This is a genomic window from Vibrio sp. Y10_XG_PY6 (assembly GCF_024181795.1).
GTDB lineage: Bacteria > Pseudomonadota > Gammaproteobacteria > Enterobacterales > Vibrionaceae > Vibrio > Vibrio diabolicus.
Map to the genome: position 1 here is coordinate 899,721 of NZ_JAMZAQ010000002.1, position 23,094 is coordinate 922,814.

The 23,094-nt window shown below is 44.3% G+C and carries 20 protein-coding genes; 7 read left to right on the forward strand and 13 right to left on the reverse strand.

The window, feature by feature from the left end:
- Positions 1-5: 5 nt before the first annotated feature.
- Together NL644_RS12630 and NL644_RS12635 are read right to left on the reverse strand one after the other, a co-directional pair.
- The gene (locus NL644_RS12630; RefSeq protein WP_253658442.1) at positions 6-890 is read right to left on the reverse strand and encodes an HlyD family secretion protein; all 885 of its coding nucleotides are present in this window, start codon (positions 888-890) and stop codon (positions 6-8) included.
- A 10-nt stretch (positions 891-900) separates the two neighbouring features.
- The gene (locus tag NL644_RS12635; RefSeq protein WP_005397347.1) at positions 901-1,113 is read right to left on the reverse strand and encodes a DUF1656 domain-containing protein; all 213 of its coding nucleotides are present in this window, start codon (positions 1,111-1,113) and stop codon (positions 901-903) included.
- 301 nt (positions 1,114-1,414) lie between these two features.
- Here NL644_RS12635 and NL644_RS12640 point away from each other — a divergent pair, with 301 nt between their 5' ends.
- Positions 1,415-2,332: a LysR family transcriptional regulator gene (locus NL644_RS12640; protein ID WP_253658443.1), complete on the forward strand. Its 918-nt coding sequence runs from the start codon at positions 1,415-1,417 to the stop codon at positions 2,330-2,332.
- A 222-nt stretch (positions 2,333-2,554) separates the two neighbouring features.
- Here NL644_RS12640 and NL644_RS12645 read toward each other — a convergent pair whose 3' ends face one another.
- The 7 genes from NL644_RS12645 to NL644_RS12675 form a co-directional block, all read right to left on the reverse strand.
- Entirely contained in the window at positions 2,555-3,547 is a 993-nt protein-coding gene (locus tag NL644_RS12645) for a DUF2955 domain-containing protein (RefSeq protein WP_114324196.1), read from the reverse strand.
- A complete protein-coding gene (locus NL644_RS12650) occupies positions 3,537-4,601 on the reverse strand; it encodes an HlyD family secretion protein (protein WP_046875202.1) in 1,065 nt (354 codons plus the stop codon). Before NL644_RS12650 ends, NL644_RS12645 begins: the two co-directional genes overlap by 11 nt.
- A 259-nt stretch (positions 4,602-4,860) precedes the next feature.
- Complete coding sequence (locus NL644_RS12655; RefSeq protein ID WP_074191253.1) at positions 4,861-6,012, reverse strand: ABC transporter permease; 1,152 nt, start codon at positions 6,010-6,012, stop codon at positions 4,861-4,863.
- On the reverse strand, positions 6,009-7,175 hold the full coding sequence (locus tag NL644_RS12660; RefSeq protein WP_114322271.1) for an ABC transporter permease: 1,167 nt from the start codon (positions 7,173-7,175) through the stop codon (positions 6,009-6,011). The genes NL644_RS12655 and NL644_RS12660 overlap by 4 nt, the downstream gene beginning before the upstream one ends.
- 22 nt (positions 7,176-7,197) lie before the next feature.
- On the reverse strand, positions 7,198-8,178 hold the full coding sequence (locus NL644_RS12665) for an HlyD family secretion protein (protein ID WP_005377122.1): 981 nt from the start codon (positions 8,176-8,178) through the stop codon (positions 7,198-7,200).
- Between the two features lie 3 nt (positions 8,179-8,181).
- Entirely contained in the window at positions 8,182-9,597 is a 1,416-nt protein-coding gene (locus NL644_RS12670) for a TolC family protein (protein ID WP_114322272.1), read from the reverse strand.
- 130 nt (positions 9,598-9,727) lie between these two features.
- Positions 9,728-9,955 (reverse strand): hypothetical protein, encoded by a 228-nt coding sequence (locus NL644_RS12675; protein WP_005377125.1) that lies wholly within the window; start codon positions 9,953-9,955, stop codon positions 9,728-9,730.
- A 477-nt stretch (positions 9,956-10,432) separates the two neighbouring features.
- Between NL644_RS12675 and NL644_RS12680 the strand changes: the two genes are divergently transcribed.
- Together NL644_RS12680 and NL644_RS12685 are read left to right on the forward strand one after the other, a co-directional pair.
- A complete protein-coding gene (locus NL644_RS12680) occupies positions 10,433-12,052 on the forward strand; it encodes a sensor histidine kinase (protein WP_114322273.1) in 1,620 nt (539 codons plus the stop codon).
- Positions 12,049-12,735 (forward strand): response regulator, encoded by a 687-nt coding sequence (locus NL644_RS12685; protein ID WP_114322274.1) that lies wholly within the window; start codon positions 12,049-12,051, stop codon positions 12,733-12,735. The genes NL644_RS12680 and NL644_RS12685 overlap by 4 nt, the downstream gene beginning before the upstream one ends.
- 77 nt (positions 12,736-12,812) lie before the next feature.
- Here the strand turns inward: NL644_RS12685 and NL644_RS12690 are convergent, their stop codons facing one another.
- Positions 12,813-14,948 carry a TonB-dependent siderophore receptor gene (locus tag NL644_RS12690; protein ID WP_114322275.1) on the reverse strand — a complete coding sequence of 712 codons (2,136 nt, stop codon included), beginning with the start codon at positions 14,946-14,948 and terminating at the stop codon, positions 12,813-12,815.
- A 117-nt stretch (positions 14,949-15,065) separates the two neighbouring features.
- Complete coding sequence (locus NL644_RS12695; protein ID WP_114322276.1) at positions 15,066-15,998, reverse strand: AraC family transcriptional regulator; 933 nt, start codon at positions 15,996-15,998, stop codon at positions 15,066-15,068.
- Positions 15,999-16,537: 539 nt separating this feature from the next.
- Here NL644_RS12695 and zwf point away from each other — a divergent pair.
- Genes zwf through gnd form a run of 3 tightly spaced genes read left to right on the forward strand, consistent with a single transcriptional unit; the run spans position 16,538 to position 20,240 of the window.
- The gene (zwf, locus tag NL644_RS12700) at positions 16,538-18,040 is read left to right on the forward strand and encodes a glucose-6-phosphate dehydrogenase (RefSeq protein ID WP_005397367.1); all 1,503 of its coding nucleotides are present in this window, start codon (positions 16,538-16,540) and stop codon (positions 18,038-18,040) included.
- Positions 18,037-18,753 carry a 6-phosphogluconolactonase gene (pgl, locus tag NL644_RS12705; RefSeq protein ID WP_114322278.1) on the forward strand — a complete coding sequence of 239 codons (717 nt, stop codon included), beginning with the start codon at positions 18,037-18,039 and terminating at the stop codon, positions 18,751-18,753. Before zwf ends, pgl begins: the two co-directional genes overlap by 4 nt.
- 38 nt (positions 18,754-18,791) lie before the next feature.
- Positions 18,792-20,240 carry a decarboxylating NADP(+)-dependent phosphogluconate dehydrogenase gene (gene gnd, locus NL644_RS12710; RefSeq protein ID WP_114322279.1) on the forward strand — a complete coding sequence of 483 codons (1,449 nt, stop codon included), beginning with the start codon at positions 18,792-18,794 and terminating at the stop codon, positions 20,238-20,240.
- 82 nt (positions 20,241-20,322) lie between these two features.
- Here gnd and NL644_RS12715 read toward each other — a convergent pair whose 3' ends face one another.
- The gene (locus NL644_RS12715) at positions 20,323-20,526 is read right to left on the reverse strand and encodes a hypothetical protein (RefSeq protein WP_005464314.1); all 204 of its coding nucleotides are present in this window, start codon (positions 20,524-20,526) and stop codon (positions 20,323-20,325) included.
- Between the two features lie 575 nt (positions 20,527-21,101).
- Between NL644_RS12715 and NL644_RS12720 the strand changes: the two genes are divergently transcribed.
- The gene (locus NL644_RS12720) at positions 21,102-21,239 is read left to right on the forward strand and encodes a hypothetical protein (RefSeq protein ID WP_005464410.1); all 138 of its coding nucleotides are present in this window, start codon (positions 21,102-21,104) and stop codon (positions 21,237-21,239) included.
- A 60-nt stretch (positions 21,240-21,299) separates the two neighbouring features.
- Here the strand turns inward: NL644_RS12720 and NL644_RS12725 are convergent, their stop codons facing one another.
- The gene (locus NL644_RS12725) at positions 21,300-23,060 is read right to left on the reverse strand and encodes a sigma-54-dependent Fis family transcriptional regulator (RefSeq protein WP_253658444.1); all 1,761 of its coding nucleotides are present in this window, start codon (positions 23,058-23,060) and stop codon (positions 21,300-21,302) included.
- Positions 23,061-23,094 lie beyond the last annotated feature (34 nt).

The following is a 23,094-nucleotide window of genomic DNA, read 5'->3' on the forward strand; positions in this document are numbered from 1 at the left end:
CGCACTTATTGTTTGATTATTTTGATGGATGCCGTCATACCGACGCGTAGTTGAAAATCTTTTGGTAAGTTGTCTAATTTCACTTTAATTGGAATGCGTTGAGCTAAGCGTATCCACTGAAAATTAGGATTCACATTAGGCAGAAGGTTGTTACCTGTACTACCGTCTTGCTTCGCGATGCCATAACCAATGCTCTTGATTTTACCTTCCAGCACCATTTCGTCGTGCATCATTAAGGTCACGTATGCTTTATCTTGTGGATCAACACCAACTAAATCCGTTTCTTTGAAATAGCCTTCGATCCAAAAGCTGTCTTCATCAATTAATGCTACAACTGGTGAGTTTGCGACAACTTGGGAGCCGGTGCGCAGATTAAAATTGGTGATGTAACCATTCGTTGGAGCGTACACCTTGGTGTAATCAAGGTTCAGTTTTGCTTCTTCGACGTTTGCTTTCGCCAGCTCCACGTTTGCTTTCGCCAGCTCCACGTTTGCGATTGCTGTCTCTACGGCGTTGTTCAAATTGTTCAACGTCAGCACAGATACCGCGCCAGGTGTACGCTTTTCTAGTTCCAGTGCACGTTGTTCTTCATTTTTGGCTTTCGCTAACAACGCAATGGCTTGCTTTTGAGCCGCCTGGGCTTTGTGGTAAGGCGCTTTATAAATGCTTGGGTCAATTTCAAACAGTAAGTCGCCCGCATTAACTTGGGAGTTGTCTTCAACATATACCTTGATGACTTGCCCGGTTACACGGGGCGTTATAGACACAATATACGCGCTGACATGACCATCTCTAGTCCAAGGATTGTTTGAGTATGATTGGTAGTAACTGAAAATCACAGTGCCAGCGGAACACAGTAATAAAAATGTGATTAGATAACGTTTTATCACGGAATTTGCCTCAAAAGATGGTTATGAATCGACCAATAACGCCAGTAAAAATCACAATTAGGCTCAGCTCAGCAAGTGCTGGAAACGCAACGTATTTGTGTACCCCTAATTTTGTTGCAACGGTTCCAACCAAAATGGTGAGAATGTAAGCCAATGCAATAACCAGCAACAAGGGGGGGAAGTAAACTTCACCCCACACAAGCTCATGTGGTATTGAGTTCATAGTGCTTTTCTCTATTTATTTGATGAATGCAAAGATAAGAGAAATCCTACAAATGTAATAATCGCTTTTGTAGGATCAAATCCATCAATGTATTTTTTAGAGAGTTCATAATGAGTTACGTCTAATGTCGAACGTGCTTTAAGGGGAGTGTGAGTGCGATAAGTTTTCGCATTTACGTGCGGAATAACTACGTATCTAATGATGAAGATAAAAGCCTCGGGTTAACCGTCGCTCTTTCGAGCTAGCATTCTCAATAACTTGTGATAGTTTAGCCATGTAGCCCTAAGATATAAGAAAACCTATGAATTTTAGTTTTGAACAACTATTGGCATTCGTTGCTGTTTACGAGGAGCTTTCGTTTAGCAAAGCCGCTGTAAAATTGAATAAGCACAGAACAACCATCGGGCAGGTTGTTACGAACTTAGAAGATTTACTTGCTGTGAGCTTGTTTACTCGGGTTGGCCGTTCCGTAGAACCCACTGAAGATGCTCGCCTTCTTTACCACTATGCAAAGCAAACAATTGAACAAGCCCGTACGTTCGACAAAGTCGCATTGAGCCTTGCTCATGGTGGCTTAGAGAGTGTCAGTATTGCCTATTCTAGTGCTATCCCACATCGTTTGCTGGTGTTACTTCGTGTTCAATTAGCGGCAGATTTTCCGATGATGCGAGTTAACTTTTTTGTTCGTAACCGTAACGAGATCAAAGAAGGTTTAGCGACTGGTGAGTACCAGTTCGGTATTGTCAATGTACATGATAGCCGTGCAATACACAGTCTAGACTCGACGTTTTTAGGTCACTTTGAATTTGTTCCCTTTGTCCAGAAAGGTGGTGAACTGGCTTCTATGGCACCCGACCAAGTGTTAACTGCGTTGAGGAATAGCAAGCAATTTGTGTTGCGATCTTTCATTGAAGAAGGAATGGGTGAAAAAGTTATCGTCAGTTCGAATCATGAAGAAGTCGATCAGTTGGCTCTTGTTGTAAAAATGGTTGAAGCAGGGCTAGGGTGGGCGATTCTTCCTAGAACGCTGGCTCATTCCGAATTTGCTAATAATGATATAGAGCCCGTTGAAGTCTGTGAATTACTAGAAGGCTTTAAGTTTGGTTTTGGCCTTTGGTGTCAACCCTCTAAGCAAATAGGGGATGTAAAAGACTCTATCATGAGGGTTGTTACGGCGTATCGGGAGAAGCTAATCCGCGATTTTAAAGCGACGCCATAACCGTATTCATCCAGACCACATTTATAAACAAGACTCAATTCGAGTCTTGTTTTTTTACTTGAAAAATTCTTTTCTTCTGATTGGACGTTAATGGTTATTGGGAGGGAGTAATCCTCTGTATGTGAGTATAAGATCGATGCTTTTTTTTATTTATTCAAGCTTCGTTCAATGAGAAAGCTCATATCGCTCAGCCGCTGTTAGTTTAAGAAAGAGAGGCTGCAGTTATTTCACCTCTTGCTCTGATCTAAATAAATTGAGAACCAGTACCCCTAGAACTATAGCGATAGAAATAGAGACGAATCGAGTCATTTGAGCAGAAAATGATTCGATGCCCGTATTGTTAATAATCTGGTAAGTCAGCACAGTGAAGTTAGTAAAAAGCAATTGATAGATGGTTAAGTGTGTCTGTCGACGTATTGCAAAACACGCTAGTTGCAGGCCACAAAAGATGGTAACGCCAAGTACAACGTAAGTAGGTGCACCTGTGGCTACTGCAAGCATGCATGGAATAGTAAACAAGATCCCTAGGCTTGTAGTGATAATTCGATACCGCCCAAAGGAATGACTGTCTTGATTAATTGGGTGCTTAATCATGCTGCCAAATGTTATTGCGATCAATAGCGTTTGAGAGCTTCCAGATGATATTAGCGCGTACAAAACAACACACAATGCGGTTGCTTTAAAGACGATAAGCCCGATATGTTCGTTTGCACCATCAAGAGTGGTTTGGTCTGGTTGTATATCTTTTTCGTCCCCAGGGAATAGCCAAAAGCTAATGTATGTGGCAACCAACGCAACGATGAAACTAGTAAATAAGACCCATGGCAACCCCTCAAGCGACAACTCCATTTGTTGGCTTGTGACCACGATAATCAATACAACAATCAAAGTGAGTGTCGAAACGATGTCTTTGGGATCGCGATGACTTCGGTAATAACTCCAACAGAGAAGTGACCAAGTAAACAGTAAGAAGCCACTAGGAGAGCTCATGAGCGCTCCTGCTAAAGTTACGATGCCAAAGCTGAGAAGTGAGAGTATTACCAGCAATTTCAACATCATGTTGAACGGGGGTTTAGATGGCATCAGTGTTAGAAAAATTACAACGAATATTGGCGCGATAAAGGGAGTAGGAGCACCTGAATACTGTAAGTAAAACAGTAAAAGAATCGGAGTGAAAACCAATCTAATGATTGGGTTTGCTGAACTATGAAACATAAGTCCAGATACTCAACACTCTCATCCAGAAAGAGGCCAGCCACTCTCCAAAGGTGCTTTGCTCAGTTAAAAAAGCGACCGTTGCTTTCGAACCATAACGTACGTTTTCGGGAATATCTCCGCCTTCAAAAACAATATTTACAGGATAGCGCTGTGCGTTTAAGGAATTATTGTCTGCAACCAAAAAGCCAGTTGTCGGATCGACGTCGTTACTGCCACCAGTACCCCAACCAATGCTTTCTACTCGCCCTTCAAACACTCTGCCAGGTAAAGCATCCAACACAATCTTTGTTTTTTGTCCCGCACGAACATGCTCGAGTGAGTTTTCGCGAACAAGCGCTGATACCCACACGCCTCTCGGATCAATGAAAGTGACAAGAGGTGAGCCAGTCGTCGCTTTTTGCCCAACAGTGAGTTGTAAGTTAGAAACGATCCCCTTTGATGGAGCAATCACTTTCGTTCGTTGTAAGTCGAGTTGCGCTTTTTCTAGATTTGCTATAGCTGCGAGAATCTGGGGATTATCTTGCCCTTCGGGACCAAGATTATGCTTGGCTTGAGCTAAGGACGCTTCTGCTGCCTCTAATGTGGCTTGAGCTCGTGCTTTGGCTTCGATGGCGTTGTCTAGCTCAGATTTACTCAATACCCCTTTTGCGGCGAGCTCGGTTACGCGAGCTGCTTGTTCTCTTGCGTTGTCACGAGCTGCGAGTGATTCAATGACCTTAGCTTGTGCCACTTCAACAGCCGCTGTGTTGGCTCCAATGTTTTGGCCAGCAATGGCTAAGTTTGCTTCGGCTGAACGCAGATTAATTTGATAATCTCTTGGATCAATTTCGAAAAGCACATCACCAGCATTAACGACTTGATTATTACGAACATGGATTTCAGTTAGGTTCCCCGAAACCTCTGGAGTAATACGGACAAGATAAGAATGAATCCGAGCGGTGCCAGTGATTGGTGTTACTCGATCAGCCCACAAGCTATATAGCCAAACCACAAAAACGAGGCCAATAATAATAAAGCTTAACTTTCTGGAAGATGATTCCGCTTTAGACATCCAATTCTCTCTTGTTACAATACGTTAGGTAAGCAATGTTACAACATGTGACATAAACAATGCTTCCAAAAAATCAACTATTTGTCGATAAGGTCATGGGATCGTTCCGAAGGTGCCATTTAGAGAGGCTGAAGCATGCTAAACGAACTTTCCAATCACGTTGGCTAACGTCGCCAATAAAAAAGGGGCGATACTTCGCCCCTCAGATCGTCCATCAGGTTTTTGATTTGTGATTATATCTTTGAGCTGTAGAGAGAAATCAACTTAGACTTTCTGTTACAACTGGCTTGTTATTGCGCTTAGCAATCCAGTACGCAACGCTACCCCAAAGCACGGTGAGTGCCCAAAGTGCCGTCCAATGTGGAGCGACTTGTTGCCAGGTTGCCCCCATTTGGTTTAGCGCTAAGAAAGCTTTGATCGCCCATGTACTTGGACTTAAATCTGCAATCCATAGTAGGGGAGCAGGAATGGCTTCAATCGGCCAAATAAAACCCGCCAAGAAAATGAGCGGCATAGAGCTCACTAAGACGACTAAGGTGACAAGTTCACGCCGAGGTAATAAGTAGCCTAGCCAGAAGCCTAGTCCGCAACAACCTAAAAAGAACGGGAACAACATAGCTAGCAATTCGCCCGCGTTGGCGATATGGTTTACGTTTAAGCGTTCGAAGCTAAAACCAAAATAATAGGCGCCGAGTAAATAATAAATTGCCACAAATACTAACGTTCTCACAAGCAGCAGCGATCCCGTTGATACTTGTGACCAATAGCCACGACCATGACGCTGTGTTCCCGTTTGTAATCCAACCGCCATGATCAACGTTTGTTGTAAAATCAGAACAAATACTGCCGGCACTACGTATTCGATGTAACCCATGGTTGGGTTGAACGTCGGTTTCATATTAAGCTTAATAGCAGAGTAATTATGGCTAGCCATACTCATGGGCACACCATCTATCACCATTTTACTGACTTTCACTTGGGCCCCTAATGTGCCTCCAGCTTGGGCCAATCCTTCTACCACGGTTCCGTACACGAGAAAATACGAGGCGTCCGCAGCGTAGGCTAGAGTCGGGCTTTTACCTAGCATTAGGTCTTTGTAAAAGTGTTCCGGTATGACTAAAAAACCGGTGATCTCTCGTTGTAAAAATGCTTGCTTTGCATCGGCAATCGTATGAAGTCGAGTGACTACGTTGACTTGTGGGGTGGCATCAACCATACGTTCCAGCTTTAAACTCGTCTGACTACCATCTAAATTAACAATCGCGATTGGTTGTTCACGAGGCGTTTGTTGTGCATAAGGCAAAGGGTATAAAAACGAGTAAAATACGACACCACCAAAAACGGTCAACGTAACGACTGGATTGGTTAGAACGGCCTTTAGTTCCGCTTTAATCAGTTGCCACAATGTCATACCGCCTCCTTCGCTTGGCGTGTTGATGAAGCTGTTCGATGTTTACCCATCAAGGCTGCGGTAATGAGCAGGGGCACAACGTAGCCAACCATAGGCCATAGCGAGCTTAAAGATTGTGCGGCCGATGCTCCATAGCTTGCTTGACTCACTTGCACTTCAATGTAATGGGTAATCGGCAATAATGAACGCCATGCATAAGCGAGCGTGTTCATGTCAGAAACTGGGAATGTAATTCCCATGAACGCGAAACTTGGAGCCGTAAACGCGCCAGCAAAACTCATCGCACGTGCAGGATCCATCGACAAGAAGAAGAACAACGCCCCCATAATGATACAGGCGATAACCGTCGCCAATTGTGCTAATAGCATAACCAAAAAACTGCCTTCCATTGGCCAATCAAGCACGGAATAAAACCAGTATAAGAACAATGCACCTTGCGCCATAAAGACCGGAATGTACTGACTTAATAGGGAAGTGAGCTTGGCGTATGGCTTTTCGCCCAAAAACGCAAAGCCATTCTTTCCACCATAAATGCGAAAGTGCGCGGTAAGAATCAAAATAGTGCTTACTACAATACATATTTGCCAAATGGCTGGCACGATAGCCGTTACCAAAAATTGAGCGTAGTTATTGTTACGGTTAAATAATGCGGTTATTTGTGTCGACACGGGTACAGCCTGTCCAGCCGCGGCTAACGTTGTAGTGTTACCCTTAGCCAAGTTGCCCATTACTTCAACCTGAGCATCGAAATAGCCTTGTGCTTGCGCAACGGCAGAGTTGACCAGTTTCGCAACCAAAATGTACTGACTGTTGTAGAAGACAGAAAGTTGAGGTTGGCGGTGTTGGAGAATATCTTGATCGAACTTAGATGGGATGACCGCGTAAGCGTAGATATCGCCTTCAATCATCGCATTTTTTGCTTCGCTTGCACTGGTGTAGTGATAATTAACAGCCAGACTCGACGACGCATCCAAAGATTGAATGAGCTTTCGAGAAAGTTGGGAATGTTGTAGATCAACCACACCGATTGGCAGATCCCGGGCAATGCCCGCAGAGAACACTCCCCAAATCATCATCGCGAGCAAAATCGGTATCCAAGTAAGGCACGAAAGCAACCACTTATCTCGTCGTAAGATATGCCGCTGTGAAATCTTAATCGTCATAGCATTAACCTAGTGGTTGTGATTAAAGTTCAACGACAACACTCATTCCCATACGCAGTTCAGGTTCGGGTTGAGCTGGACGAGCTTCTACTTCAAAGGTACGAAGATCAAAACCTTGAGAAGCATCGGTTGCTCTCCACGTTGCAAAGTCACCCATAACAGCAACATGCGTTACTTTGAACTCGACATTTTTATTTAAGGCAGGCAAATAGGCATCAAAGGTTGCTCCTTTTTTAAAGTGTTGAAGGTAATCTTCACGCACATTAAGTGTCGCCCAGGCATCTTCTGTATCTATCACAGTGACAACCGGGAAGCCCTGAGGTGCTAATTCACCACTTTGAAGTAGAACTTGAGAGACTTCGCCGTCAAACCAGCTGTAGATCTGAGTATCTTTCGCATACGCTTCTACTTCGGCTACGGCACCTGATGCCATGCGCGCTTTTTCCGCCGCTGCCACTTTGGTTTCACTTCTCGCGCCTTCTTTTGCCATTTCGTACATTTGAAATGCGGCACTTTCGGTGTATTTCGCTGCTTGCCACTGAGTTAAAGCTTCATCGCGCTTTTGTTCTGCAACCACGCCATCGTTATAGAGGTTATTCACACGATTGTAGGTTTTTTCCATTAAATTCGCAGCGGCTTTAGCTTTCATCCACTGATCTTTTGCTGCTTGGATTTGTTGCTCACGTGCGCCTTTCTCAGCTTCTTGAGCTAAGGCGTCCGCCGCTTTTTCACCTGCTTTTGCTTGTTCTAACTTCGCTTCAATTTCAGGACTATGAAGGGTGAAAATAAGCTGGCCTTTCTCTACATCGTCGCCTTTACGGACCATGACCTCATCAATACGCCCTGGAACTTTTGAGGAAATGCTGTATTGCTGGGCTTCAATTAATCCCTGTAAGCGGATCGGTTCCGGTTGATAGGCTTGGTAAAATTGATAGCCAACCCAAGAGGCAACACCCAAAGCACAAAGTGAGAGTAAAACGGGTTTTAGTGATTTAGCTGCCATGATTTATTTCACCTCTTTGGATGTTGAAGCAGGGATATAAGCGGTATTTTGATATTGTTCGAAGCTGTTCATTTCACTGCTCAATGCGAGTAGTTTGGTTAAAGATATTAAATAGCGGAAACGTGCCGCTGAACGTTGTGTTTCTATACTCGCGACATAAAGCTGCGCATCCACAACATCTAGAGAAGAAGACAGACCCTGAGTAAATGCTTTTTCACGCAAGCGCAGGTTTTCGTTAGCAAGTTCAATGCTAGATTCGAGCCCTTGTGCTTCATCAATGGCTTGCTTAGCCTCCAAGTATGTCTTTTGTACTAGCAGCGATAAATCTTGTTTGGCTTGGGATTTTAATGAGTCGACCTGTGAGACGACGCTTTGAGCGGCTTTGACTTTTTCGCTTCGCCCTGTTGATTCAATCAGTGGAATGCTCACACCGACACCAACTAACCAATCAGGCTTCATTTGGCTTGCGAGAGAGTCGTCTTCATACAAGCTGTAGTCTCCGTAAAGGTAAACTTCAGGATAGTATTTCCCTTTTTCTGCTTTGATTAAGCTAGAGGCTTGTTTGTGTTTAGCGCTCAGAAGGTCTAACCCCGGATAGGTAAGCAACGTTTGATCGACAAAAGCGGTTAGAGGGGGAAGACTGTCGTTGATAAACAAAGATTCAGCGGGCTCTACGGCGTCATCTTGCGCAAGTAATTTACCTAATGCTGCTTGAGCGATACTCAAATCGCTGGCGGCTTTACGTGTTTCTACTGATGCTTTATCTAGAGAAGCCTCGGCTTGCAGGCGCTCAACGTGTGCGATTTGTCCTTGCTCTTCAAGCTTAATGGCAAAATCTCTATGCTTTTTTAGTCCAGCTTCAACCGTTTGCCGCGTTGCGAGTACTTCCTTTGCCAGCACGACAGAAAAGTAGTACTTCGACAAATCTTCAAAGCGCGCTTGTTGTTCCATTAGAAGCTGGCTTTTAGCCTCATCTGTTTTGCCTTCTGCTGCTGATTGAGCCGCAGAAATACGACCACCAGTAAAAATTGGCCAAATGGCACGAATAGACGAAGAGAAAATATCGCGCTCGGTTATGGTCGAAGTAGTATTAGCTAAGGCACCAAAAATAGGTTGAAAAGCAGGAGGTACGTTAATGTGTGCTCCTGTGCTGTCTAGGATCTGTTTTCCTGACAGCGTGATATCGGTATCTAAACGCGTGTAATTCGCGCCAATGGTAACCTGAGGTAAGTTGAGATTGCTGGTGGCACTCTCTTGGTATTGATAATTCTCGACGTTTGAGCGTTGAGCTTTAAGAGAATAGTTGTTTTCTAGCAATAGCTGCCATGCGGTATCAAAAGTGATCGGTGCCGCATGACAGGCAAGGGAAATCGAGCTGCTAAGTAAGCCCAGTATCCAAAACTTTCCTGTTTTTTTCATAATGGCTGCTTTGTCGTAGAGTATAAGCTCTAATATAAAGGATTCGTAACTTGGTGTTAAGTAGGAGGGGAAATTGGATAGTAGTATGCGCCCAGTTATGTTTGTGCTGGGCGCGGGAGATGTTACAAGTTTACTTCGTATATGGGCAGTGAAACTCTGCTCTCCACTCGAGCTGACGAGAACCTCGCATCGTATTCAATAAGTCTTTTCCACTCATTTGAGGGAACGATAACAGGACCTTGAGATCAGAAGTACCGCCTCCGTTTTTTTCATAAGCCCTGACGTGTGTAAACGTTGAATACATATTCTCTGACAGCATGGCCTTATTCAGGCATATTCCAAAGGTATCGCGTTCCATGTTTGGTGTTCCTTCTAACTATAAATGCACCTCTGTTTATAGTTTTCCAGTTTTCAGATGGTGTCTAAGTGTTTGTCATATAGTCAGTATTTGTGTTTTGTTTTATTTGTGTCCAAATCACTGACATCAATGTTGAGCTTTTAATAGACTTCCAGCTTCACTGCTTTCTAATCGAAACTCTCAAAGGTTTCGTTGATTAAAAATTATACGTTGGAAAGTCTAAAAACGCCTCAAAAACCGCTAAAATCGATGTGATCACGATCATGTTTTTAAGGGCAATTTATGTATGGAATTGAGTATCAGAGAGGAATGCTGAATTTGGTGAATGGTTGTAATTTTATGTTTCAGCTCGTCGATTAATTAACCGTAAACTCTGCGGTTTGCTTGCCTTCCTCACAGATTTATCACCGCAACAAAGCCATGCTGTTAACTGAGTGTTAACGTAATCGCTTGGGAGTGAATCATAAGGATGTATCAATGAGTTGGAAAACGATCAGCTTTCGTAAGCGAATGCTCATTATTATGACGCTGTCGGGGTTGATAGAGCTTCTATTGCTTGTCGCTGCAGGATTCACTTATCTCAAAATCAATCAAGAGCAAGAAATGGGAGAAAAAGCACTGGGTGTTGCCCGTTTTTTAGCAGACTCCGCCGTTGTTCGCGAAATGGTCGTAACCCAAAATCCCCAGCCATACCAACTTCGTTTCCGAGAATTAACCGAAGCCATCGGTGCTGCATTCATCGTTATTGGCGATCACGAGGGAGTGCGCTTAATCCACCCCGTTGATGAGCGGTTGGGTAAGCCAATGAGAGGTGGTGACAATCGTCGAGCGCTAGAGCAGGGATTGTCTTATATTTCGACGGCACAGGGCTCGTTAGGTTATTCAGTTCGTGGTAAAGCTGCGATTTTTGACGAGCAAGGGAACATCATTGGTGTGGTTTCGGTTGGCTATTTGCTCGAACGGCTGCAAGACCGCATCGAACCATTTTTGGCCTTTTTGATTTTAATGGTCATCGTAGTTGTCGTCGCTAATGCCATTGTATCCAATTATGCGTCGAGAAAGTTTCAGCGCGCCATTTTGGGGTTCGAGCCTGAAGAGATAGGGCGGTTGTACGGCGAATTAGAAGTGACGATGAGTACCATTAAAGAAGGCGTGTTAAGTATTGATGCCCAAGGGATACTTCGTTCGATCAATCGTAGCGCCTGTCAGATTCTCGGTATTGATAGAGAGGCAGCTCTTAATAAACCGTTGACTGAGACGTTACGCGATAGTGACTTATATACGGTGCTAGAAACCGGACAGGAAGATCATGATATTGAGATATTCCTTAATCATAAACGTCTGATCGCAAACCGTTCGCCAATTTATGTGGATGGAAAAATAGTGGGGGCAGTATCGAGTTTCCGTTTAAGGGATGAAATCAATGACCTAACCGAGCAGTTATCACAAACCAAAGAATATGCAGATTTATTACGTTCGCAAACCCATGAGCATCGAAATAAGCTCAACACCATTAGCGGGTTAGTCCAGATGGGTGAGCTGGATGCCGTACAAAAGTTAATTGGGCAAGAAACCGCACACTATCAAGCGATGATCGAATTTTTAAGAGACACCGTTAAAGACCCGTTAATTGCAGGTATGTTGCTTGGAAAAACTGAACGTGCTCGCGAGTTAGGCTTACAGCTGGTGGTTGAAGAAGGCAGCCGTTTGGAGCCTCTGCCTGAGTGGCTAAATTCGGAAGACCTTGTCACCATTCTGGGCAACTTAATTGATAACGCTTTTGATGCAACGTTAACCTCGATTCGTGATGAATCGAATGTCGCATCGGAGCGCAGAAATATCGATGTGTCAGTGAGCGATTACGGAAATGAAGTGATACTTGAGGTGATAGATCAAGGCTGTGGTTTACCAAGCGATATAGAGCCGCAGGCGCTATTTAAAAAAGGGGTGTCGACGAAATCTCGTCAAAATCGGGGGGTAGGATTGCATCTTGTCAACCAGTTGGCTACTCGATATCACGGCCATGTTGAGATGACGCCCAACACAAATTATGGAACAAGAATAACGGTGTATTTACCCAAGGAAGAACAATTATGAGTATGGCGACTCGCGTAATGATCATTGAAGATGATCTGGCTATTGCTGAGCTGCACCACAAATACTTGAGCCAATTGGCAGGTTTGGAAGTGGTCGGCATTGCGACCACGAGAATAGAAGCGGAAATGCAACTCGATATTCTTAAGCCAGACCTCTTGTTGATGGATGTATACCTTCCTGATGGAACAGGGCTTGAGATACTCAATACATTACGTGCGAACAACCAAACGTGTGATGTCATTTTGATTACCGCGGCAAGGGATGTCGATACGCTACAACAGGCAATGAGAGGTGGCGTTGTCGATTACCTGTTAAAACCAGTGATGTTTCCACGCTTAGATGCCGCACTGAAAAAGTATGTGTCCCAACGCCAACAACTAGACATCGCAGAGAGTTTGGATCAGAACCTCGTTGATAAAATGCTGCAGTCTCACGCCAATCAAGACAACTTGCCGAACCGATTACCGAAAGGGATTGATGGTGTAACCTTGGATAAGATCAGAGAGTTGTTCCCAAATGGTAGTGTGCTGACCGCTGATGAGGCAGGCGAAAAGATTGGTGCGAGCCGAACAACGGCAAGGCGCTATTTGGAGTATCTGATCAGCACTGGTGAACTAGAGGCTGATTTAAACTATGGGTCGGTAGGTAGGCCGGAAAGGTGCTATAAGAAAGTGATACGGTAACGTAGATTTTGATGCTAAATACGAAATGAAAGCGATGGCTTGTTTTAAACAAACCATCGCTTTTTCGCGCTGAGGAGTTAGAAATTATATTCTAATTTCGCTTCGATAGAGCGCTCAGCGCCAAACCAACAGTTATTTTTGTCGTAACAAGAATAGTATTCTTTATCGAATAGATTGCTTGCAGAAAGGGTGACGCTAGCCCCTTTCATTGATTCAGATACTGTTGAGAAATCGTAACTTGCTGCTAAATCAAACAAGGTGTAGTCAGGCACTTTTTCGCTGTTTTGAGCATCAATTTGTGCTTCTCCGACATAGCGAACGCCAGCACTGGTACGAAGGCCTGAAAGATTTCCTTCAAAGAAATAGTTGGCCCATAGAGAGGCCGTTTGCTCAGGTACCCAAACCGGCGTTTTACCTTCTTGGTTGTAATAACTGTCCTCGGTAATCTCCATATCGGTATACGTGTAGCCTAGAGTGAAATCAGCTTGTGCTGTGGCTTGCCATTTTGCTTCAAGTTCAATACCTTGTGATACCACTTCGCCCGCTTGATAGTTCGGTGCATAAGGATTATTCGGATCGGTCAAGATCGCGTTTTTCTTCGTAATATGGAAGAACGCTAAATTACCCGAAATATCGCCAGACAATGGCGCGTATTTAAAACCGAGTTCCCACTGATGCCCGGTTGATGGTTCAAACGCTTTGCCTGTGGCATCTGCACCTGCAATCGGCTCAAAACTCTCGGAGTACGTAAGGTATGGGGATAGGCCGAAGTCGAGTTCATACAAACCACCGACTCGGAAAGATACGTTGGTGTCGTCTAACTCTTCCTTGCTGTTGGATATTGTTCCTAGGTAATCGCTCTCGGCGTCTGTATTTGAATCGTATTTATCCCAACGAAGACCCGCAATCATTACAAGTTGGTCGTAACGAACTTGATCTTGCAAATAAACGCCAATTTGCTTCGTTTTGATATCTAAGTTTTGTTTGTATTGGAAATTCAGTGCATTACGGTCAATGCTGTTGTGGTCAGGATTAAAAATGTCCTGAGTTAGCGAATACCCAAGCGTGTCTTTGTATTTTACATCCGAATCTAGATACTGATAATCAAGTCCGAACAATAAGTTATGTTCAAAGTCTCCCGTTTTAACGTAGCCAGAGAGTTGGTTGTCAATCACAAAGGATTTGGACTTTTCATCGGTTAAATAAGCATTTCGACCAACGGTAAGGTTATCCGCTTCAAGTGCACCGTTATATGTGTTTTCCTGATAGGCATCGGCGGTCATGTAGCGGGCATTCTGTAGAAATTGCCAATTGTTGTTAAAGTCGTGTTGGACTTTGTAACCCATCATCAGAACTTCGCGTTCGTAAGTGTTCCAGTCCTCATCCCCCAAATAAGTGCTTGGTGACATCGAGCCAAGTGGGTTGTCAATCACTGAGCCAGACGCTGGCACGGTCGTGTAGATACCTGCTGATGGATCATTTTGATAGTAAACATTCACGTTGACTAAGGTGCTTTCTGTCGCTTGCCAATTGAAAGATGGAGCGAGGACATAACGTTCGTCTTCAGACGTATCGGCTTGACCATCTCGCTGTTTTGCGAGGCCGATAATACGGTAATCAACATTAGAATCACCAATTTGTCCTGTGGTGTCGAACGTCAGTTCTTTTAGGCTGTTAGTCCCAGTACTAATCGAGACAGAGTGCGAAGGTGTTGACTGAGGCGCCTTGGCGATAATATTGACCATGCCTCCTGGTGGAATATTGCCGTAAAGAACAGACGTTGGCCCTTTAAAAACCTCGATTTGTTCAAGGGCAACGGAATCGACCTGAGGTTGAAGGTTCCAGCCGTTGTACAGCAAAGGAAGACCATCATAAAAGTTGGTGTAGTTAATAAAACCACGAATATTGAATAGGTCAAGTCGGGAAACGGCACCGCCACGCAGCTCTGTATTTACGCCAGGCGCGTAACGCAATGCTTCGCTCACCGAGTTTACGCCGCGCAGGTCCATGTCATCTTTAGTGATTACCGTGATCGCTTGCGGTGTTTCTTCCGGTTCTAAAACGGTTTTAGTTGCGGTGTTTCGGTATGTTTCGCCAAGTACTGTGATAGTCTCGTGCTGAGAAGTGCTCTCAGTGGCACTGGCGTGACCAGCAATAAGCGCGGATACCACGACTGCAACCGCAGAACGATGAAATCGATTCGGACTTTCCATATTTATTAATTCCACTACTTTTATTTGTTGATAATGATTGTTGTTTGCATTCTATAGCGAAAGAAATAGGAAAAGTTAACAATTTGGTGCAAAGCCAGAACCTAAGTGCTTAGGCTTCTATCTAATAGGCGTGGCTTCGTTCGGTTTGACAGGTATCCAGTAATGCATTTGGGCATTCTCGCTCTCAACCTCATAGTCTTCTGGATAAACTTCTAACTCGTATCCATCAATACCGTGATAATTGGAATAGGGGAGCCAGTGCAAAATGAACCACTCAAGCGTCGCCGCTAGATTTGATGCTTTACCTATGTGCGTAATCACTGCGTAGGTTTGCTCAGGAACAACCAGAAGATCTGGTTCTTGCGTAGAGCCTTTGGATATTGAAGTTCTTGACGCTGAGTTGTACTCATAACCTGCCCAATACTCGAGTTGCTGGTTGCTTGAATACGCTTTTGTTACGTCAATCACACCAAGATAGTTTCTTTCCAGATGAGTATGGTTTTCAGATGAATAGAGCTGTGACCACAGAAAGGGCACTTTGGATTGGAAGTTGGGCGTTGCGGAAAACAATCCATAAATAGGTTCATGATAACCAGCAAGCACAAAAGCAGGTTTTGTTTCTATTCGAACTTCGATAAAGCACTTATGTCTATTTTCGTCTTCTGGTGTATCGCGCAACGTTAAAGGTTGCCTCAAGCCCGTTAGTTGCTGAGCTTTACGATAATCTCGAGGACTCTTTGAAAACATATTTTTGAACGCTCGACTGAATGCATGTTCAGAAGCAAACCCCATTTCTATCGCAATATCTAACGAGCGATCTGATGTATGGATTAAGCGTTCAGCCGCAAGGCTTAGTTTAAGCTCTCTAATATAGTGAGCGACGGACACGCCAGTGTGTTGCTGGAAAACGCGTTGCAGTTGCCAACGTGACCAGCAGCTTGCTTTCGAGATTTCATCCACACTAAGTGCGATATCTAGATTGTTGTGAATGTAATCAAGCACAGAGTGTATTCGGTTTATCGGGTGCAGATTCTTTGTGCTTGGTTTCATGACATTCTAATTTCGCATTAATAGTATCCTCATTATCTTTAATTGAGTATCATTATCAATAGAGTGAGAGGATAAAATTCAGGCCACATAGATCACAATAAAATTGTAATGGATTGCAAGGGTGGATAAGGATTGTCCATATTAGAGTTTTTGCTTAATTTTTGTCTTACGTTAGTGCAACTTTTTTTATCCATAAAATACAAATATTTATGATGTTTTGTGCAACTTATTTAAACGTTTGCACTGGCAAGTGTTGATGTAAATCAAATAGTCGTAGACAATACTGCACCGTGTCGGACTCTCCTCCAGCGAGTACAGTGTGTACTTTTGAGACATAAGTGACCTAAATGACCTTAATACGTCGTGTTTCCAACAGATTTGGGAGTGCTACTTCTTGAGGTTCTTTGGGCCTATAGACTTTACCTATCAACGTAATAGGTAAGACCAATTTTCTATTTTGAGGTGCCATTGATAGGGTTGGCTCATCCTTTAGCCGTATCCGGGCACACAATAAGTACCTCGTTTTTAAGGGAAAGATGATGGTAATACCAGAAAACAGCAGCATCGTTATTTTTGGTGCTTCAGGTGACCTTACATACCGTAAGCTCATTCCTGCTTTATACCACCTCTATGCGAACAAGCAGCTTCCAGAAAATTTTGCCATTCTGGGTGTAAGTCGCACTGAATACAGTGATGAGTCTTACCGCGCGAAGCTGAAAAAATCGCTTCAGGAAATGGAAAAGACTGAGCCAGAAACGCTTGATGCATTTATTAACCATCTGCACTACCAAGCTATCAATACTTCTGACACACAAGATTACAGTAAGCTATCTTCTCGTTTAGACCAACTTGCTGACGAATATCGTTTCGATCAGCGCAATACGCTTTTCTACTTAGCAACCCCACCAAGTTTATACAGTGTGATTCCTGCAAGTCTTGCAGCACACGGCCTAAACAAAGAAGAAGATGGTTGGAAACGCCTAATTATTGAGAAACCATTCGGTTATGACCTTGAATCAGCGCGTATTCTGGATAAAGAAATTCACGAGCACTTCCAAGAGCATCAAATCTACCGAATTGACCATTACTTAGGTAAAGAGACGGTACAAAACCTTCTTGTACTTCGTTTCTCAAACGCGATGTTTGAGCCGCTTTGGAACCGTAACTTCATTGATTATGTTGAAATCACGGGCGCAGAATTCCTCGGCGTAGAGGAGCGTGGTGGTTACTACGACAACTCGGGTGCCGTGCGCGATATGTTCCAAAACCACCTGCTACAAGTATTGGCGATGGTGGGTATGGAGCCACCTGCACAGATCAATGCAGATTCGATGCGTGATGAAGTCGTTAAAGTACTCCAGTGTCTAAAACCTTTGGACGAAAACGCTCTGCGTAACGATCTAGTATTAGGTCAATACACCGCTTCTGAAGTTCGTGGACAAAGTCTACGTGGCTACCGTGAAGAGCCGGGGGTTGCAGACGACTCACGTACCGAAACTTATATCGGTTTGAAAGCATACATTAACAACTGGCGTTGGAATGGCGTGCCATTCTACGTGCGTACTGGTAAGCGTCTTCCAACACGCGTGACTGAAGTGGTTATCCACTTTAAACAAACACCGCACCCAGTGTTTGGTCAAAACGCACCAGAAAACAAGCTGATCATTCGCATTCAGCCAGACGAAGGTATTCAAATGAGCTTTGGCTTGAAAGAGCCAGGCGCAGGTTTTGAAGCGAAAGAAGTGAAAATGAACTTCCATTACGCTGATCTACAAGAAACGCAAATGCTAACTGCGTATGAGCGTCTTCTACTTGATGCTTTGAATGGTGATGCTACGCTATTTGCACGTAGTGATGCGGTGGAAGCGTGTTGGCAGTACGTACAGCCAATTTTAGACTTTAAACAAGATCCACAATCCCTCTTCGGGTACGCATGCGGCACATGGGGTCCTAAAGAGTCAGACGACCTGCTACAGCGTGATGGTCGAGCTTGGCGCTTCCCATGTAAAAACTTAACAGATACGGATTACTGTGAACTATGATCAACCATAAGATCTACCAAACAGCAGAGCAGGTAGTTGAAAGCCTAGCTAACGACATGAAAGCGTTCAGCGAAATGGGCCGACCTGTTCACATCTCTCTTTCTGGCGGCAGCACTCCTAAAATGCTGTTCAAACTGTTGGCTTCAGAGACTTACGCAACCTCTATTCAGTGGCAAAATCTCCACTTCTGGTGGGGTGACGAACGTTGTGTCGCACCTGACGATGCGGAAAGCAACTACGGAGAAGCGAACGCGCTACTGTTTAGCCAAGTAAACATTCCAACAGAAAACATCCACCGTATACACGGTGAAGATGACCCTAAAGTGGAAGCGGAACGCTTTGCGAAAGAGATGTCAGAGGTGATTCCGACTGAAAACGGAACCCCTGTGTTTGACTGGATCTTATTAGGTGTTGGTGCAGATGGTCACACAGCTTCTCTGTTCCCTGGCCAAACCAATTATGATGATGCGAATCTATCTCTTGTGGCGTCTCATCCTGAGTCAGGCCAGCTTCGTGTGTCAAAAACGGCACGCGTTTTAGAAGCAGCAAAACGCATCAGTTACTTAGTGCTTGGTGCGGGAAAAACGGACATCGTTGAAGAGATCAACAGCTCACCTGCACACGCACTGCCATACCCAGCGGCTAAGATTCAAGCGAAATCTGGCCTGACGGAATGGTATTTAGATTTGGACGCAGCAGCAAAAATTGCTTAAAACGCTGCTCGTCAATGAAACAAAATTGGAGAGAAACAATGAAAGGTGATATCGGTGTAATTGGCCTAGCGGTAATGGGTCAAAACCTTATCCTAAACATGAACGATCACGGCTTCAAAGTGGTCGCTCACAACCGTACTGCTGCTAAAGTAGACGAGTTCCTGGAAGGTCCAGCAAAAGGCACGAACATCATCGGTGCATACTCTCTAGAAGAACTAGTAGAGAAGCTAGAAACGCCGCGTAAAGTAATGTTGATGGTTCGCGCTGGTGACGTTGTAGACAAGTTCATCGAAGCGCTAGTACCTCTGCTAGACAAAGGCGACATCATTATTGACGGTGGTAACACTAACTACCCAGATACAAACCGTCGTGTTGCTGCACTACGTGAAAAAGGTATCCACTTCATCGGTACTGGTGTATCTGGTGGTGAAGAAGGTGCGCGCTTCGGTCCATCTATCATGCCTGGCGGCGCTCCAGAAGCTTGGGAAGCGGTTAAGCCTATCTTCCAAGGTATTTCTGCGAAAACTGATGCAGGCGAGCCTTGTTGTGATTGGGTTGGTAACGATGGTGCGGGCCACTTCGTTAAGATGGTTCACAACGGCATCGAATACGGCGACATGCAGCTGATCACAGAAGCTTACCAGTTCATGAAAGACGGTCTTGGTATGTCTGCAGACGAGATGCAAGCGGTATTCGCTGAGTGGAACAACACTGAGCTAAACAGCTACCTTGTTGAAATTACGGCTGACATCCTTGGCTACAAAGATGAAGACGGTGAGCCTCTAGTTGAGAAAATCCTAGACACTGCTGGCCAAAAAGGTACAGGTAAATGGACGGGTATCAACGCTCTAGACCTAGGTATTCCTCTAACGCTAATCTCTGAGTCTGTATTCTCTCGCTGTCTATCTGCATTGAAAGATCAACGTGTTGAAGCTGAGAAACTGTTCGGTAAGACAATCACACCAGTTGAAGGTGATAAGCAAGAGTGGGTTGACGCACTACGTCAAGCGCTTCTAGCGTCTAAGATCATCTCTTACGCTCAAGGCTTTATGTTAATGCGCGAAGCATCAAACGAGAATGGCTGGGACCTAAACTACGGTAACGTTGCTCTTATGTGGCGTGGTGGTTGTATCATCCGCAGCGCGTTCCTAGGCAACATCCGTGATGCATACGAAGCGAATCCAGAACTAGCATTCCTAGGCTCTGATGATTACTTCAAAGGTATCCTACAAAACAGCCTAGTAGCATGGCGTAAAGTGGCGGCTAAGTCTCTAGAAGCAGGCATCCCAATGCCATGTACGACTTCCGCACTAACGTTCCTAGACGGTTACACAACAGCTCGTCTACCTGCGAACCTACTGCAAGCTCAACGTGACTACTTCGGTGCTCACACTTACGAGCGTATCGACCGTGAGCGTGGTGAATTCTTCCATACGAACTGGACGGGTACAGGCGGCGACACAGCGTCTACAACTTACGACGTTTAATCGTTTTAAGTAAATCGACTAAGTATAAAAGGATGCCTAAGCATCCTTTTTTGTGTCTGGCTTTATGAAACTCAAAGAGCGCCTAGGCGCTCTTTTCTGTGGTCGTTTTCTTGTTTTGATAAAACCTGTCTTTGAGGTAGAGAATTGCGCTGACCACAAGAGCCACTACAGAAACAGTAAATAGGGCATACATGCTAAGAATCCATGCGAATGTAGCCGTCAAAAACGCAATGAAGGAAAACATTCTGCTGAAAGACATCACATGGCCAAGTTTGTTACTTTTCATAAACGCCTCCCAAAGCTGAGTGGGGATAGACAAGTGTGGTCATATACCACGCTTTGATTGTCTGTTCTTTTTTTGCGTTTCACACAAAAAAGCGGCTAAAGATTTCTCAAAAAAGGTGAAATATTGAACTGGTAGACAAATCCATAAACGGATTTACAAATATATGAATGCATTTGTCTATCACTTCAAAGTTTTTGCTGTGTGGATTAAGGCCTTTTAACGCTATTATTGCAGCCTTCGAGTTTACTAGGCGTAATTTCAAGTCAATAATTTCGGGAAGCTCATCCTCATGATCAGTCACGATGAAAATCACTTTTCTTTGCTTAACAATACTTTATTGAATATGTGTGATTGCATCAGATTTGAGAATGAAACTAAGGTTGCAAGAAAGGCGAAAAAGAGTGCTAGGTAAGCCTTTGAACTACGCCTATAATTGGCGCCCACATGGAGGATGTTTAATAAATGAACATCCTCTATTTTTTGAAACCAGCAACAAGGATCCAGTAAAACGTGTTTTTCTGGTGTTGTTTACGTTGACCAAGAAGGTGATTAACACAACAAATTGAGGTTCTAAGATGACTCTTAACAAGTACTTTGTTTTCATTCCGGCAGAATTGGATCAGGAAATACACAAGGACAACCAAGTGATCTCTGAGAAGGAAACTCAACGTCAGGCATTAGTAAAACAGGCTCAACAACAAGGCGGCCTGTAAGCTAGGTTTCAAATAGAAAGAGCACCGCAAAGGTGCTCTTTTTGTATCTGAGATTATGGATTAACCCAATATGCCGAGGTTTTTCAGCTTTCTATAAATCGTATTTCGACTGACGCCAAGCATACGAGATGTTTTGCTGATGTTCCCCTGATTGGCTTGATATGTTTTGAGCAGTTTGTCTTCGACGGTTGCACGCAGTTTTAATGTCGGCTCTGTAGCGGTTGTTACGTCTTGAGCTTGGCTGAGCTTCTTACTCAGGTGAGTCGGTACGTGAGCGAGCTCCAACGTTTCTTCACCTTGCGCCATTAACGCGGATACTTTGATTAAACTATCGAGTTCTCGCAGGTTTCCTGGCCAAGAGTAAGAAAGCAGTAGAGAAAGTAGGTGAGGACAGAGTTGTTGTTCAGATTCAGCGTGACGTCGATGAATATTCTCGATCAGTTGTTGCTTATCATCTCGCTCTTCGAAGCGAGGCAATTCGATGATCAAACCATTGAGGCGATAGTATAAATCTTGACGGAACAATCCTTCGCTAACCAAGTTCTCGATATCTTTATGTGTGGCCGCAATGATTTGCGTATCGACTTGAACACTTTGGTTTGACCCCACAGGAAGCACGGTTTTATCTTGCAATACATGCAGCAAGCGGCTTTGAGCTTCCAAGGGTAAATCTGCGATTTCATCCAGAAATAAAATCCCTTTGTGTGCTTGGCGAATTTTTCCCTGATAGCCTTTGCTGTTTGCGCCAGTAAATGCACCAGCCACGTAGCCAAACAATTCGGACTCAACCAAATCTTTTGGTAGTGCGCCGCAGTTTACGGAAACCAACGGCCCCTTTTTTCTCTGGCTGTTTTTATGTAGCGCTTTCACAAACTCATTTTTACCAACACCAGTCTCTCCGAGAATCAGTAAACTGATGTCTTTATCGATAACGCGATTGGCTTGTTGCCAGCAATGCTCGACAGTGGAATCACCATAATGCAGATCATTGGAAGCGGTAACAGAACGAGACTTCACTTTTTTTTCGGTCAGCGGCTTTGTTTTGAACACGAAAGGGTGCTCGTCACTTTGGATAGAAAGAATGTCGTCGAGCGATTGCCCGATGACGTTTTGTTGCGCGAGGAGCTGAGAAGCAACTTGATTGTGCGCAAGAATCTGTCCATCTTCATTGGCGATGATAATCCCTTGCCACCCACTGTTCAGTAAGCCTTTCTCACATGCCAAATCCACACGAATATGCCCTTGTGGAATCAAGTTAAGCAATTGATTTTCAACTTGCTGGACCATGTTTTGCACCAGCACCTGAGTTGAGAAATCATGTTTCTTTTGTTCGCTGGTGATATCTAGCACGCCAATCAAATGACCAAGATGATCGAAAATAGGATTGGCCGAGCAGCTAATAAAACGATGATGTTGGATGAAGTGTTGATCGCCGATGACTGAGACCGGTTTTGCTTCAACTATCGCAGTCCCAATCGCGTTGGTGCCTTTGACCTTTTCTTGCCAGCACGCACCAGAGCTTAGCGCAATTTCGGTCAACTTCTCGCGGAACTTAGGTTGTCCCCAACTGCCGATGATGACGCCGTCGGCATCCGTCAGAATTAAGCGGCTGTCACTATGAGCAAAAAGCTGATTAAACAGCGGGAGAGCAAACTGGGTGACGGTTTCCAATAAGAAGTTGAGTTGGTTACGCCTATCTTGAAGTGTCGCTGGTGTCACTCGAATATCGTCAGGGCGTCGACGCTGTTTTAAACCCGCCTGTTCACTTCGGATCCATGAAGTTGAAAGCCAATTGTTATCGCTAATGTGTTGAAGTTCCATGACTGTACCATTTTGTCACAGTGAGGGTGTGCCA